At 63.1% G+C, this 14,848-nt stretch carries 15 protein-coding genes; 8 read left to right on the plus strand and 7 right to left on the minus strand.

The window, feature by feature from the left end; genetic code table 11:
* The first annotated feature begins 266 nt into the window (after positions 1-266).
* The 7 genes from nhaC to KW825_RS12685 all read left to right on the plus strand — a co-directional run bounded on the left by nhaC (position 267) and on the right by KW825_RS12685 (position 8,363).
* The gene (gene nhaC / locus KW825_RS12655; RefSeq protein ID WP_218329420.1) at positions 267-1,676 is read left to right on the plus strand and encodes a Na+/H+ antiporter NhaC; all 1,410 of its coding nucleotides are present in this window, start codon (positions 267-269) and stop codon (positions 1,674-1,676) included.
* A 103-nt stretch (positions 1,677-1,779) separates the two neighbouring features.
* Positions 1,780-2,703, plus strand: coding sequence for a LysR family transcriptional regulator (locus KW825_RS12660; protein WP_033129455.1), 924 nt, complete (start codon positions 1,780-1,782; stop codon positions 2,701-2,703).
* 185 nt (positions 2,704-2,888) lie between these two features.
* Positions 2,889-4,034: an ABC transporter substrate-binding protein gene (locus KW825_RS12665; protein ID WP_218329421.1), complete on the plus strand. Its 1,146-nt coding sequence runs from the start codon at positions 2,889-2,891 to the stop codon at positions 4,032-4,034.
* A 68-nt stretch (positions 4,035-4,102) separates the two neighbouring features.
* A complete protein-coding gene (locus tag KW825_RS12670) occupies positions 4,103-5,116 on the plus strand; it encodes an ABC transporter ATP-binding protein (protein WP_218329422.1) in 1,014 nt (337 codons plus the stop codon).
* Positions 5,113-6,081: an ABC transporter permease gene (locus KW825_RS12675; RefSeq protein ID WP_052445692.1), complete on the plus strand. Its 969-nt coding sequence runs from the start codon at positions 5,113-5,115 to the stop codon at positions 6,079-6,081. The genes KW825_RS12670 and KW825_RS12675 overlap by 4 nt, the downstream gene beginning before the upstream one ends.
* Positions 6,071-6,904, plus strand: coding sequence for an ABC transporter permease (locus tag KW825_RS12680; protein WP_197720908.1), 834 nt, complete (start codon positions 6,071-6,073; stop codon positions 6,902-6,904). Before KW825_RS12675 ends, KW825_RS12680 begins: the two co-directional genes overlap by 11 nt.
* 28 nt (positions 6,905-6,932) lie before the next feature.
* Positions 6,933-8,363, plus strand: a complete 1,431-nt coding sequence (locus tag KW825_RS12685) for a gamma-aminobutyraldehyde dehydrogenase (RefSeq protein ID WP_033129460.1) — start codon at positions 6,933-6,935, stop codon at positions 8,361-8,363.
* A 97-nt stretch (positions 8,364-8,460) separates the two neighbouring features.
* Here KW825_RS12685 and cyoE read toward each other — a convergent pair whose 3' ends face one another.
* Genes cyoE through KW825_RS12705 form a run of 4 tightly spaced genes read right to left on the minus strand, consistent with a single transcriptional unit; the run spans position 8,461 to position 11,571 of the window.
* The gene (gene cyoE, locus KW825_RS12690) at positions 8,461-9,366 is read right to left on the minus strand and encodes a heme o synthase (RefSeq protein WP_218329423.1); all 906 of its coding nucleotides are present in this window, start codon (positions 9,364-9,366) and stop codon (positions 8,461-8,463) included.
* Positions 9,363-10,373 carry a heme A synthase gene (locus KW825_RS12695; RefSeq protein WP_218329424.1) on the minus strand — a complete coding sequence of 337 codons (1,011 nt, stop codon included), beginning with the start codon at positions 10,371-10,373 and terminating at the stop codon, positions 9,363-9,365. The genes cyoE and KW825_RS12695 overlap by 4 nt, the downstream gene beginning before the upstream one ends.
* Positions 10,370-10,858: a hypothetical protein gene (locus KW825_RS12700; protein WP_218291549.1), complete on the minus strand. Its 489-nt coding sequence runs from the start codon at positions 10,856-10,858 to the stop codon at positions 10,370-10,372. The genes KW825_RS12695 and KW825_RS12700 overlap by 4 nt, the downstream gene beginning before the upstream one ends.
* Entirely contained in the window at positions 10,855-11,571 is a 717-nt protein-coding gene (locus KW825_RS12705) for an SURF1 family protein (RefSeq protein ID WP_256353847.1), read from the minus strand. Before KW825_RS12705 ends, KW825_RS12700 begins: the two co-directional genes overlap by 4 nt.
* A 27-nt stretch (positions 11,572-11,598) precedes the next feature.
* Here KW825_RS12705 and KW825_RS12710 point away from each other — a divergent pair, with 27 nt between their 5' ends.
* Entirely contained in the window at positions 11,599-11,808 is a 210-nt protein-coding gene (locus tag KW825_RS12710; RefSeq protein WP_218291548.1) for a DUF2909 family protein, read from the plus strand.
* Between the two features lie 3 nt (positions 11,809-11,811).
* Here the strand turns inward: KW825_RS12710 and KW825_RS12715 are convergent, their stop codons facing one another.
* The 3 genes from KW825_RS12715 to ctaD are packed head-to-tail and all read right to left on the minus strand — an operon-like array spanning position 11,812 to position 14,846.
* A complete protein-coding gene (locus tag KW825_RS12715; protein ID WP_218291547.1) occupies positions 11,812-12,693 on the minus strand; it encodes a cytochrome c oxidase subunit 3 in 882 nt (293 codons plus the stop codon).
* A 2-nt stretch (positions 12,694-12,695) separates the two neighbouring features.
* The gene (locus KW825_RS12720; protein ID WP_218329425.1) at positions 12,696-13,250 is read right to left on the minus strand and encodes a cytochrome c oxidase assembly protein; all 555 of its coding nucleotides are present in this window, start codon (positions 13,248-13,250) and stop codon (positions 12,696-12,698) included.
* A gap of 9 nt (positions 13,251-13,259) precedes the next feature.
* Positions 13,260-14,846, minus strand: coding sequence for a cytochrome c oxidase subunit I (gene ctaD / locus KW825_RS12725; RefSeq protein ID WP_033129467.1), 1,587 nt, complete (start codon positions 14,844-14,846; stop codon positions 13,260-13,262).
* Between the last annotated feature and the right edge of the window lie 2 nt (positions 14,847-14,848).

Raw genomic sequence — 14,848 nt, forward strand, 5'->3', positions numbered from 1 at the left:
TCATTTGCATTTTAGCATAGTGCTATCGGACTTTTCTATCGGCGTCGGATGTCTCATCGGGGCAAACAGGGCACTCAAAAACGGGTCATGAGATCAACTAATTTGTAAGTTTTTCAATAAAAACTGCATTTTTGCTAAATGTGTTGGGATTTTAGACCCTGAGTTTGTGGTAGATTGCGGCCTCTTTTTGGGTTGCCCCCTCGGGATACAAGTATCCACAGGACGAGAGGGAGCGACCTTGGCGAGCAAGAGTTTAGGAAGTATCTATGCAAAACCAACATAACCACATTCGACTGCCTAACATGCCACAGGTGTTTGCCTGCCTGGCCATTTTCCTGGCCCTGGCCTTCTCCTTCACCAGCGTGCTCGACTTGCCAATCCAGTTGGCACTGTTCATCGCCTGGTTCGTCATCATGGGACTCGGCATCCGGCTCGGCCATGATTACAAATCCCTGGAGCAGGCCGCCGTCGACGGTGTCGCCAAGGGCATGGGCGCCATCCTGATACTGGTCTCCGTCGGTGCCCTGGTCGGCACCTGGATCGCGGGCGGCATAGTCCCCAGCATCATCTACTTCGGGCTCAAGGTGATACACCCGTCCATCTTCCTGCTGGCGACCCTGATCATCTGCTCCCTCACCTCCCTTGCCACCGGCACCTCCTGGGGCTCGGCGGCCACCGCCGGCATCGCCATGATGGGCATAGGCCACAGCCTGGGCGTGCCTGCGCCACTGGTGGCTGGCGCCGTACTCTCCGGCGTCTATTTTGGTGACAAGCTCTCCCCACTCTCCGACTCCGTGGTGCTGGCCTCCACCATGTCCAACGTCGACGTGGTGGAGCACATCAAGGGCATGCTGCCCATCAGCCTATTCTCCTATGTCATCACGGCGGCCATGTTCACCGTGGTCGGCATGCAGTACTCGGGCAACGTCAGCCTGGAGCAGGTCAACCTGGTGATGGAGGCGCTCGACAAGCAGTTCAACATCACCCCGCTGGCCATAGTGCCCGTGATACTGGTGCTGGGTCTGCTGGCCAACCGCAAGCCCGCCTTCCCGGTGATCAGCTTCGGCGCCCTGCTCGGCCTGATCTGGGCCATCGCCTTCCAGGACATGGATCCGGTCAAGGCCATGCACTCCGCCTACAGCCCGTTCGCCATCACCTCGGGGGTCGACTTCATCGACAACATCCTGGGCCGCGGTGGCATGGAGTCCATGCTGGGCTCGGTGGCGGTCATCATCTTCGGGCTGGGCTTCGGCGGCCTGCTAGAGAAGGTCGGTATCCTGGCGGTGATCGCCAGCGCCTTCGAGAAGCGCATCAACAGCGTCGGCAGCCTGACCAGCCACACCATAGCCACCGCCTTCCTGGCCAATGTGTTCGGCTCGGCCATGTATGTGTCGCTGATCCTGACCCCCAAGATCATGGCCAAGAACTACGACCGGCTGGGGCTGGAGCGCAAGAACCTCTCCCGCAACGCCGAGTTCGGTGGCACCCTCACCTGCGGCATGGTGCCCTGGAGCGACAACGGCATCTTCATGGCCGGGGTGCTGGGGGTCGCAACACTGGATTACCTGCCCTACATGTGGCTCAGCTTCACCTGCATCCTGGTGACCATCACCCTCGCCTACCTGGGCAAGGCGGTGAACCGGATCCCGGTGATCGAGGCGGCCAGTTCTCGCTAAGCATTCAAAAACAATGACAAAGGCGCCTGCGGGCGCCTTTTGTTTGGACGGGATTCGAGGTTAAGCTGGCAGCCAACCTCGTCGCTCGTGGCAGGATGCCCAGATGAACTTTACCTTTCGCCAGATCCGCTATTTCGTGGCCGTGGCCGACAGCTTCTCGGTGAGCCGCGCCGCCGCCGAGCTGCACATCTCCCAGTCGGCGGTCACCAGCGCCATCCGCGAGCTGGAGACCGAGCTCGGCGCCGCCCTGTTCGAGCGCAACCCCCGCGGCGTCAGCCTCACCGCCCAGGGCCACCAGTTTCTGCTCCATGCCAGACGCATCCTGGGCGCCATGACGGAGGCGGGCCAGTCCCTCAAGGCGGTGGCACAGCAGGATCAGGGCCAGCTCACCATAGGGGTAACCACGCTGGTAGCCGGTTACTACCTGTCGGAGGCGCTCGGCCGCTTCCGACGCGCCTTCCCGGCGGTGCGCATCGAGGTGAAGGAGGACGAGCAGCCGTTTCTCGAGCATCAGATCGTCAACGGCGAGGTGGATGTGGGGATCCTGATGACCAACCGCACCATCCGTCAGGAGGCGTTCGATACCGAGCTGCTGACCCGCTCGCCGCTGCGGCTCTGGCTCGCCGCCAATCACCCCCTCTGCGCCGAATCGACCCTCTCCCTCAAGGCGCTGAGCGAGGAGCCCATGATCTCCCTCACCGCCGATCAGCTGGATCAGATCATCGGCTCTGGCCTGCGCCGCTACGGCATCCAGCCCCGCATAGTGCTGCGCACCGCCTCGGTGGAGGCGGTGCGCAGCCTGGTGGCCAGCCAGCTCGGCGCCGCCCTGCTGCCGGACTTCGCCTACCGCCCCTGGTCGCTGGAACAGGAGCGGGTCGAGGCCCGCGCCATCAAGGAACCCATCCCCGCCATCGACATCGGCCTGGTATGGCGGCGCGGCTCACACCTGAGTTGGACCGCCCGTGAATTCATCGACATAGTGCGGGATCAGAGCCGGCTGCGGGCCCGCCAGACGGCCTCCCGCTAGGATCATCCCCCGAACATCACGATAATTCAGATTCATCTGCACTCGATATCGATTTAGCAGATACCTGAGCGGTTAAAAATTGAAATTCTCATTACTGCTCGCTTCTCCTACGCTCATGACTGGTTAACAGGATGTTAATGCCATCGTGGCGTCGCCATGGTTCAAGTTGATGCAAGGAGAGCAAGATGAAACTGACCCCCCTGACCCTGGCCCTGATCCCGGCGCTGCTGGCAGGCCAGACCCAGGCCGCCCCGACCGAACTCGGCAAGGGTGAAGGCCAGCTCAACATCGTGGCCTGGGCCGGCTACGTCGAGCGCGGCGAGACCGACAAGAACTACGACTGGGTCACCGGCTTCGAGAAGGAGACCGGCTGCAAGGTCAGCGTCAAGACGGCCGCCACCTCGGACGAGATGGTGGCCCTGATGAACGAGGGGGGCTTCGATCTGGTGACCGCCTCCGGCGACGCCAGCCTGCGCCTCATCGCCGGCGGCAAGGTGCAAGCGCTCAACCTGGCGCTCATCCCGAGCTATGGCAAGATAGATCCTCGCCTGCAGAGCGCCCCCTGGCACACGGTGGAAGGCAAGCACTACGGCGTGCCCTACCAGTGGGGTGGCAACATATTGATGTACAACACCAAGGTGTTCCCCAAGGCGCCCGACTCCTGGAGCCTGGTGTTCGAGGAGCAAACCCTGCCAGACGGCAAGTCCAACAAGGGTCGGGTGCAGGCGTTCGACGGCCCCATCCACATCGCCGATGCCGCCCTCTATCTGATGACCCACCAGCTGGCGCTGGGCATCAAAGACCCCTACGAGCTGAACGAGGATCAGTACAAGGCCTCCCTCGAGCTGCTGCGCAAACAGCGCCAGCTGGTGGGTCGCTACTGGCACGACGCCTTCGTCCAGATCGATGACTTCAAGAACGAGGGGGTGGTCGCCTCGGACTCCTGGCCGTTCCAGGCCAACACCCTGATCGCCGACAAGCAGCCCATCGCCACCACTGTACCCAAGGAAGGGGTCACCGGCTGGGCCGACACCAGCATGGTGCACAGCGAGGCCAAGAACCTGACCTGTGCCTACCAGTGGCTGGAACACTCCCTCAACAACAAGCTGCAGGGGGATCTCGCCTCCTGGTTCGGCTCTGTGCCCGTGGTACCCGCCGCCTGCGAGGGCAACGCCCTGCTGGGGGCCGGGGGCTGCAAGACCAACGGCATCGACAACTTCGATCGGGTGCACTTCTGGCGTACCCCGGTATCCCAGTGCAAGAGCCAGGGTACCTGCGTCCCCTACTACCGCTGGGTGTCTGACTATATCGCCATCCTCGGTGGTCGCTGAGTCCCGCCGAGACAACGCCGTTGTGGGCCGGGTGGAGACCCGGCCCTGTTCGATGACAAGGACGTACCATGACAGCCGTACAATTTGACCGGGTCAGCCGCCACTACGGCGAGGTGAAGGCGGTCGACGACATCTCCTTCCAGATCCCCTCCGGTGAATTCTTTACCCTGCTGGGCCCGAGCGGTTCCGGCAAGACCACCTGCCTGCGGATGATCGCCGGCTTCGAATACCCGAGCGCGGGGGAGATCCGCCTGTTCGGCGAGCCCTGCTCCCGGGTGCCGCCCTACGATCGCAACCTCAACACCGTGTTCCAGGATTACGCCCTCTTCCCCAACATGGACGTGCGCGACAACATCGGCTACGGCCTGATGATCAGGGGCGTGGCCAGGGCGGAGCGCCATCGCAAGGTGGACGAGATGCTGGAGCTGGTACGCCTTCCCGGCGTCGGCAACCGCAGGCCGGGCCAGCTCTCAGGCGGTCAGCGCCAGCGTATCGCCATCGCCCGCGCCCTCATCAATCAGCCGCGCATCCTGCTGCTGGACGAGCCGCTGGGGGCGCTGGATCTCAAGCTGCGCGAGCAGATGCAGCTCGAGCTCAAGGCGCTGCAGCGCCAGCTCGGCATCACCTTCATCTTCGTCACCCACGATCAGCAGGAGGCACTCTCCATGAGCGACCGCATCTGCATCTTCAGCCAGGGCAGGATCGAGCAGATCGCCGCCCCGGACCAGGTCTATGACGCCCCTGCCACCCCCTTCGTCGCCCGCTTCGTCGGCACCGTCAACCTGTTCGAGGGGGAGCAGGCTAGGCGGCTGTGCGGTGACAGTCAGCAGATGATGGTGCGCCCGGAGCGGATCCGGCTGAGCGAGGCCGGTAGCCCCGGCTGGTCCGGCGAGATCCGTGAGGTGGAATACCTGGGTGCCTTCGTGCGCTATAGAGTCGACCTGGGGGAACGGCTCGAGATCATCGTCAATCACCCCAACGAGGGTCAGGCCCGCCTGGCCCGTGGCGCCCAAGTCAGCCTCAGCTGGCCGGAGCAGGCGATCCATCGCCTGAGCACCGCCGAAACGGGGGCTCAATCATGAGCCTCCCCCACAGTGCGAGCCTGACCATGAGCCACGCCACCACCCACACCAGACCCCGCCCGCTGCGGCGCCTCTCCACCCTGCTGTACGGCCGCCCCGGCCTGCTGCTGGGGATACTGCTCGGCCCACCCCTGCTCTGGCTCGGCATCATCTATGTGGGCTCCCTGCTGATGCTGCTCTCCAACGCCTTCTTCGGGCTGGACGAGTTCAGCGGCCAGGTGCGCCACGAGCTGGGGCTGCAAAACTTCGTCGCCCTGCTGCGGGCAGAAAACCTGGACGTCATCGCCCGCACCGCCGGCATGTCGCTTGCCGTAACCCTGGCCTGCGCCCTGCTCGGCTTTCCCATCGCCTACTACATGGCGCGCTACACCAGCGGCAAGACCCGGGCCCTGTTCTATCTCGGCATCATGCTGCCGCTCTGGTCCAGCTACCTGGTGCGGGTCTATGCCTGGAAGCTGATCCTGGCCAAGGAGGGGGTCATCAGCTGGCTGGCGGACAGCCTGGGGCTGGACTGGCTGCTGGATGGCATCCTCTCCCTGCCCATGATCGGCGGCCCCTCCCTGTCGTTCTCGCGGCTCGGCACCTTCATCGTGTTCGTCTACGTCTGGCTGCCCTTCATGATCCTGCCGATCCAGGCAGCGGTGGAGCGGATCCCGCGCTCCCTGATCGAGGCGAGCAGCGATCTCGGTGCCACCCCGGCCCAGACCTTCCGCACCCTGATCCTGCCGCTGGCGCTGCCGGGGGTGGTGGCGGGTTCCATCTTCACCTTCTCCCTGACGCTCGGGGACTACATCATCCCCGGCATCATAGGCAACTCAACCATGTATATAGGGCAGGTGGTCTACATGCAGCAGGGCACGGCGGGCAATCTGCCGTTCGCCGCCGCCTTCTCGCTGGTGCCTATCCTGATCATCGCCATCTACCTCACCATCGCCAAGCGCTTGGGAGCCTTCGATGCGCTCTAATCCCTCTATGAATCAGGATCAAGGTCAGCGCCCCTCCGGCCTGCTCAAGTACGCCGCCATCGGCGGGCTGCTGTTCCTGCATATCCCCATCCTGTTCATCTTCCTCTACGCCTTCACCAGCGAGAGCAAGAGCTACCAGTTTCCGCCACCCGGGCTGACCCTGAAATGGTTCGAGGTGACGCTAAACAGACCCGATGTGTGGCGCGCCATCCAGCTGTCGCTGGAGGTGGCGGGGCTCGCGACCCTGGCGGCCATGGTGCTCGGCACCCTGGCGGCGGGGGCCATAGCCCGCAGCCGTTTCTTCGGCCAGGAGGCGGTGTCGCTGCTGCTGGTGCTGCCCATCGCCCTGCCCGGCATAGTCACCGGCATAGCGCTGCGCTCCGCCTACGGCCTGCTGGAGATCCCGTTCAGCTTCTGGACCATCGTCATCGGCCACGCCACCTTCTGCGTGGTGGTGGTCTACAACAACGCCCTTGCGCGCTTTCGCCGCACCAACCAGTCGCTGATCGAGGCCTCGATGGATCTCGGTGCCGACGGCTTCCAGACCCTGCGTTATGTGATCCTGCCCAATCTCGCCACCGCCCTGCTGGCGGGGGGCATGCTGGCGTTCGCGCTGAGCTTTGACGAGGTGATAGTCACCACTTTCACCGCGGGCCAGCAGACCACGCTGCCCATCTGGATGTATCAGGAGCTGATCCGCCCCCGCGATCGGCCCGTCACCAACGTGGTGGCCCTCATCATAGTGGCCTTCACCACTATCCCCATTCTGCTTGCCTACTACCTCACCCGCGACGGCCAGGACGTCGCCGGCAGTGGCAAATGATGACTCAACGCCTGCGCAAGGATGCAACATGAAGCTCTCTACCCAACTCTTGATCGACGGCCAGTTTGTCACCGGTGACGGCCAGGCCGAGCCCATCCTCAACCCGGCCACCGGTGAGCTGCTCGCCTCGGTGCCCGAAGCCTCGTTCGAGCAGGTCAGCCGGGCGGTGAACGGTGCCCAGCGCGCCTTCGCCCAGTGGAGCCGCACCACCCCGGCCCAGCGCAGCAACCTGCTGCTGCGCCTCGCCGATGCCATAGAGCGCCACGCCGAGGAGTTCGCAGCGCTCGAATCCCTCAACTGCGGCAAGCCCTATCTGGCGGTGCTCAACGACGAGCTGCCGGCGGTGGTGGACTGCTTCCGCTTCTTCGCCGGGGCGGCCCGCTGCCTGCAAGGGCCGCTGGCCGGGGAATACATCGAGGGGCACACCAGCATGATCCGCCGGGATCCCATCGGCGTGGTGGGCAGCATAGCGCCCTGGAACTACCCGCTGATGATGGCCGCCTGGAAGATGGCGCCGGTGCTCGCCGCCGGCAATACCGTGGTGCTCAAGCCCTCGGAGCAGACTCCGCTCACCGCCCTGCGCCTGGCCGAGCTCGCCAGCGAGATCTTCCCCCGCGGCGTCATCAACGTCATCTGTGGCCGGGGCGAGAGCGTGGGGGCACCGCTGGTGGAGCACCCGCTGGTGCGCATGGTGTCGCTCACCGGCGATATCGCCACCGGCCAGAAGATCCTGCAGAGTGCCGCCCGCACCATGAAGCGAACCCACCTGGAGCTGGGGGGTAAGGCGCCTGTCATCATCTTCGACGACGCGGACCTGGAGGCCGTGGTGGCGGGCATCCGTACCTTCGGCTTCTACAACGCAGGACAAGATTGCACCGCCGCCTGCCGCATCTATGCCCAGGGCAAGATCTACGACAAGTTCGTCGCCGCCATGACCGAGGCCGTGGCCTCCATCAAGGTGGGCAGCCAGCGCGAGGAAGGGGTGGAGATGGGGCCGCTCATCTCGGACAGACAGCGCAACAGAGTCGCCAGCTTCGTGGAGCGGGCGGTGAGCAGCGGCCATGTGGAGGTCACGGCCGGCGGCAAGATCCGCCCCGGCAACGGCTTCTTCTTCGAGCCGACCCTGATCGTCGGCGCCCGCCAGGAGGATGAGATAGTGCGGCGCGAGGTGTTCGGCCCCGTGGTCTCGGTGACCCGCTTCAACGACGCCGAGCAGGTGGTACAGTGGGCCAACGACTCGGACTATGGCCTCGCCTCCTCGGTCTGGACCCGGGATCTCGGCCTCGCCAGCAAGGTGGCCAGCCACCTGCAATACGGCTGCACCTGGATCAACACCCACTTCATGCTCTGCTCAGAGATGCCCCACGGCGGCATGAAGATGTCCGGCTACGGCAAGGATCTCTCCCTCTACGCGCTGGAGGATTACACCGTGCCGCGCCACATCATGGTCAAGCTCTGACAAACGACAAGGCTGGCCCCGGGGCCAGCCTTGCTGCATGGATCCGCATTCCTATCCTCACCTCGGCACGACATCCCCCAGACACAACCTCCACTCCTTATGACAGTCGCCATAGCCAGTGATGATCCAGGATCAGCAGGCCGAACAGCAGCATCAGGTGGTAGATGGAGAAGCGGAAGGTACGCATCGCCTGACCGGGCCGCTCCGAGTACTTCAGCAACCAACCATGCCAGCAGAACAACAGGTTCAGCGCCAGGCTGCCGATCAGGTAGAGCAGGCCCGACATGCCGATCAGGTAGGGCAGCAGGCAGATCAGGCTCAGGATCAACAGGTAGAACAGGATCGCCGTCTTGGTGAACTCGATGCCGTGGGTGACCGGCAGCATGGGAATGTTGGCACCGGCATACTCATCGCGCCTGTGGATCGCCAGCGACCAGAAGTGGGGCGGCGTCCAGGCGAAGACGATCATCACCAGCAGCCAGGGCTCGGCCGAGAGCTGCCCTGTGATGCTGGTCCAGCCCAGCAGAGGCGGCATGGCCCCCGCCAGCCCGCCGATGACGATGTTCTGCGGCGTGGCCCGCTTCAGCAACAGGGTGTAAACCACCGCGTAACCAAACAGGCTGGCCAGGGTCAGCCAGGCGGTCAGCGGGTTCACTCCCCAATAGAGCAGGACAAAGCCCAGCAGGGCCAGCCAGAGTGCAAAGGTCATCGCCTGCCGCGACCCGATCCGCCCTCTGGCGACCGGGCGCCAGCGCGTCCTGCGCATCTGGGCGTCGATGCCGCGATCCAGGGTATGGTTCATGGCCGCCGCCGCCGCCGCCAATAACCCGATTCCCACCAGGCCCAGCATCATGCGATCCAGCGAGGCGACCGTCGGCTCGGCCAGCAGCATGCCGACCCAGGCCGTCAGCAGCAGCAAGGCCACCACCCTGGGCTTGGTCAGCTGGTAATAGTCCCGCAGCAGTCGGGGATCGCCCCTCTGGCTCAATGACTTGTCGTTCATGTCTGACTCCTGATCGCCTCGGGCGAGCGCAGCGGTGAGAAGGGGATCCTGGAAAGAGCCCGGCGCGCCAACACGCAGCACACCAGCAGATGGGCCGCCACCAGGTTATGGGCGAGGGCGTTGGCCAGCGGCAGGGCCAGGTGGATGTTAGCGACCCCCAACGCCAGCTGCACCAGCAGCAGGGCCAGCAAGATCCCCCCCAGGGAACGCAGAGGAGCACCCTGGCGTATCAGCCCCAGCGCGAAGCTACCCACCAGCAGAGCCGTGCCCAGCGCGCCAAGGCGATGGGCGATGTGAATGGTCTGGCGTGCCTCCTTGCCCAGCACACCAAACTCGTAGCTGGCATGACCCAGCGGCAGGTGGAAGGCGGCCTGCCAATCCAGCTGCTGCTGCCAGCCCACCTGGCAGACCGGCAGATCAACACAGGCCATGGCGGCATAGTTGGCCGAGGTCCAGCCCCCCAGTGCTATCTGCACCAGCAGCACGCCGCAGGCCAGACTGCCCAGCCAGGGCAGGCACTGTCCGCAGAGGACGGGGCGGCTCTCGCTCGTCAACTCCATCCGGTAGAGCCACAGCAGGGTCAGCAGCGCGAATCCCCCCAGCAGGTGGCTCATCACCACCAGAGGGTGCAGCGACAGCGTCACCGTCCACATGCCCAGCGCCGCCTGTCCGATCACCAGCATGAGCAAGCCGCCGGCGATATGGCGCAGGCGCGGCCGGCTGCGCCAGCTCAGCACGAACAGGGCAACGATGAGGCAGCCCAGAGCCCCGGCAAAATAGCGGTGCACCATCTCGCTGCGCGCCTTGTGGGGCTCCAGCGGACTGTCCGGGTAGAGCATGGCGGCCTGCTCGGCATGGGCCGACCGCGGGATGGCCAGGGAGCCGTAGCAACCGGGCCAGTCCGGGCAGGCTAGTCCGGCATCGGTGAGCCGGGTATAGGCGCCGAGCAGTATGACCAGCATCGCCAGGAGGATGGCGGCCGACACCAGCATCTTCTGCACTCTCATTGCACACCTCGCTGATACTTGAGCAACTGCTGCAGATCCGACAGCACGCCCTTGCCAAACAGCGGCCACTCGGTCGTGCTGGCCGGCACCTCATAGCGCAGTATGGCCAACCCCTGTGGGTCGACCAGCATCAAATTCCCCGCTTGCATCTCGGCTCGGGTCTCGAGTCTGGGCTCGGCGGCCAGTTGCACCAGCGCCAGCTTGTCCAGGTTGCGGCCAAGGGCACTCCGGATCCGCTGCATCAAGACCGGCACCTGCCGGCATTCGGCCTCACAGCGCCCGGCCTCCAGATACACCAGTCGCCATTTGACCTGACTCGAGGGAAGCGGTTGCAACAGATAGATGTCCCGGCTCAGCCACTGCCCCTTGCTGCGGGTACCGGGCTCATACCAGCCCTGGCGCAGGATCAGCGCCGCCAACAACACCGGCAGCAGGATCACCAGCGCAAAGAGGGCAGGCACCTTCCATCTTGACCATCTGTTCATGGGGACAACCTCCTTGTCAGCACCAGCCCGCCCACCAGCATCACCAGCGCCAGTCCGAGCCACTGCAGCGCATACGCCCTGTGCTTCTCCGGCGGCATGACATTCTGTTGGTAGTGATAGAGGAACGGGGAACTCTTCTGATAGAACACGGCATCGACGAGCTGCGAGCCCAGGATCTGGCTCAGGGCATCCACCCTGATGGACTGCAGCCGGTTCGGATAAGGGCCAGCCTCGATATTCTGACCCAGCAAGATGCCACCGGGCCGGATACGCAGCAGGCCATCGAGTTCGAGGGTGGGGGGAATCGCCGGCTGTGGCAGCCGTTGCCGCTCGGCAGGGGCCGGCAGCCAGCCCAGATTGACCAATAGCAGGGGAGAGTGGGCATCGGCACGCACCGGGATGATCACGTCATAGCCGACTTGCTGCTCAACCAGCTGGTTATCCAGCAGCCACACATAGGGCGCGAGCCACGCCACCCGCCCCCGCAGTGGCATCCCATCGAGGCGATCAGGATGACGCCAGTCGAGTTCCGCCAGCGTCAGGGGAACGGCTAACTGCATTGTGGCCACGTGCCCTAGCCAGGCCTCCTTCTCGGCCGCCCGCTGCCATTGCCAGAGGGCCAGCTTGCACAAACAGGCCGACACAACCAGAGTGAATATCAGAACAAACCAGCGCCTGTGATGGAACGGTCGCTGCTTATGCCATGTCGCCATGTCGCGCATCTTGTGGAGGGCCCTAACATGTTGATCAAGATAGTGCTGGTGCTCATGTTGCTGCTCATCATAGGGCAGCTGTTTCACGCCCTCTGGCTGATGCTGAGCACCGGCCAGGCCGGGCAGAAAATGTCGGCCCCACTGGGTCGCCGCGTGCTGTTCTCCCTGCTGGTGGTCGTCATCCTGCTGCTCTCGCTGGCGATGGGCTGGCTGGAGCCCAATCCTCGCCCCTATTAAGCCTCATAGCAGGTAGACAAATACGAAGAGGCAGAGCCAGACCACGTCAACGAAGTGCCAGTACCAGGCGGCGGCCTGGAAGGCGAAGTGACGCTCGGCGGTGAAGTGATCCTTCAGCACTATCCGCAGCCAGATGATCAGCAGGAACACAGTCCCCAGGGTGACATGCAGGCCGTGGAACCCGGTCAGTATGAAGAAGGTATTGCCGTAGATGCCGGAGTCAAACTTCAGGCCCAGCTCCCGGTATGCATGAATGTATTCATAACCTTGCAGCCACAGGAAGCTCAGCCCGAGCAATACGGTGCCGAGCAACATCCACTTGAGTCGACTGCGTTTGCCATTCTCCAATCCCATATGTGCGAACAGCAGGGTGACGGAGGAGCTGAGCAGGATCAGGGTGTTGACGAGGGGGATCCCATGCCAGGGCATGGCCTGGGTCGTGGTGCCTCCCGGGGTCTTGAGCATGGGCCAGTGCGCCGAGAAATCCGGCCACAGCAGCTGGGCCGTCATCGCCTTGTTGCCTGCCCCATCCAGCCAGGGCATGGCGAGCTGGCGGGCATAAAACAGCACCCCGAAAAATGCCAGGAAGAACATCACCTCGGAGAAGATGAACCAGACCATGCCCTGTCGGAAGGAGCGATCCATCTGGGCGCTGTACAACCCTGTCATGGACTCGTGGATGATGTGGCGAAACCAGCCAAACAGCATGTATACCAGCAGGGCAACCCCCGCCGTCATCAGATAGGGGCCCACGCCGGCTTGCTTGCTCGCGATTTCATTGACCAGATGGCCCGCCCCGAAGGCCAGGAGGAACAGCGCCATGGCACCCATGATCGGCCAGCGACTCTGCTCAGGAACATAATAATGCTGGTTCACCTTGGCCATGATTATTTCCTCTGTGCGAGCGCCGGGGCCGGCTTGGACTGAGTGATGTCATAGAGCGAATAGGAGAGCGTGATGGTGTTGATATCTTCGGGCAGGGCCGGATCTATATAGAACTTGAGCGGCATCGACTTGCTCTCCCCCGCCTGCAACTCCTGACGGTTAAAACAGAAACATTCCACCTTCTTCAGATAGGCCGCGGCAGGGCCGGGGGAGACCGAGGGCACCGTCTGACCGATCATGGTGCGGTCGGTCGGATTGAACACCCGATAGTTGACCTGCATCATCTCGCCCGGTCGCACCGATAGCCGCTTCGTCTCCTCGCTGAATTGCCAGGGCATCTGGGTGTCTGCATGGGCCAGAAACTCGACCTGGACAGTGCGTTTGGAGTCGATCACCGCACGCTCGGCCGAGGCTGGCTGGGTGGCTGTCTTGCCATTGAGGCCGGTGATCCGGCAAAAAACGTCATAGAGTGGCACCAAGGCAAAGGCAAAACCGAACATAACGACGATCACCAAAGCCAGTTTCCTGAGCAGGGGGCCGTGATTCACTTGTGTCATATGGCCTCCCTACTGCACTTCTGGTGGGGTCTTGAAACTGTGGTAAGGCGGAGGAGAGGGCAAGGTCCACTCCAGCCCTTCCGCCCCCTCCCACACCTGGGCTGTGGCTGGCTTTCCCCCCCTGATGCATCTGATCACGCCCCAAACGAAGAGCAGTTGCGACAGCCCGAAGGCAAAGCCACCAATACTGATAAACATATTGAAATCAGCAAATTGCAGCGCATAGTCGGGGATCCGGCGGGGCATGCCCGCCAGCCCGACGAAGTGCATGGGGAAGAACAGCATGTTGACCGAGATCAGCGAGCACCAGAAATGCCACTGCCCCAGCCGCTCGTCATACATGTGCCCCGTCCACTTCGGCAGCCAGTAATAAGCCGCGGCCAGGATAGAAAAGACGGCGCCGGTGACCAGCACATAATGGAAATGGGCCACGACAAAATAGGTGTCGTGATATTGGAAATCGGCCGGGATCATGGCCAGCATCAACCCCGAGAAGCCCCCTATGGTGAACAGGGTAATGAAGGCGATGGCAAACAGCATGGGGGTCTCGAACGTCAGGGAACCCCGCCACATGGTGGCAACCCAGTTAAATACCTTCACCCCGGTCGGCACCGCGATCAGCATGGTGGCGTACATGAAGAACAGTTCGGCGACCACCGGCAGCCCAGTCGTAAACATGTGGTGAGCCCAGACCATGAAGGACAGCAACGCTATGCTGCTGGTGGCATAGACCATGGAGCGATAGCCAAACAGTTTCTTACGGGAGAAGGTGGGAATGATGCTGGATACTATGCCAAAGGCCGGCAGTATCATGATGTACACCTCCGGATGGCCAAAGAACCAGAATATGTGCTGGAACATCACCGGATCCCCTCCTCCGGCCGCATCGAAGAAGCTGGTACCAAAATACTTGTCCGTCAGCACCATGGTCACCGCCGCCGCCAGTACCGGCATGACCGCAATGAGCAGGAAGGCCGTGATCAGCCAGGTCCAGACAAACAGCGGCATCTTCATCCAGCCCATGCCCGGCGCCCGCAGATTGAAGATGGTGACGATGACGTTGATGGCCCCCATGATGGATGAGATCCCCATGATATGGATGGCGAAGACGAACAGCGCCGTGCTGTTGCCGCTGTATTTGGTCGACAAGGGGGCATAGAAGGTCCAGCCCGAACTGGGGCCGCCGCCCTCCATGAACAGGCTCGACAGCAGGATCAGGAAGGCAAACGGCAGGATCCAGAAACTCCAGTTGTTCATCCGGGGCAGCGCCATGTCCGGCGCCCCGATCATCATGGGGATCAACCAGTTGGCCAGGCCGGTGAAGGCCGGCATCACGGCACCAAAGACCATGATGAGGCCGTGTACAGTGGTCATCTGATTGAAGAACAGCGGCTCGACCAGTTGCAGCCCAGGCTGGAACAGCTCGGCCCGGATCACCATGGCCATGGTGCCGCCGGTGAAGAACATGGCCAGGGCGAAGAGCAGGTAGAGGGTGCCGATATCTTTGTGGTTCGTGGTATAGAGCCAGCGCCTCAGCCCCGATGCCGGCCGGTGGGAGTGATCTGCGTGCAGGGTATCCGTGATTCCATCACTCATGC

This window comes from Aeromonas sp. sif2433, assembly GCF_019218705.1.
Taxonomy (GTDB): domain Bacteria; phylum Pseudomonadota; class Gammaproteobacteria; order Enterobacterales; family Aeromonadaceae; genus Aeromonas; species Aeromonas encheleia.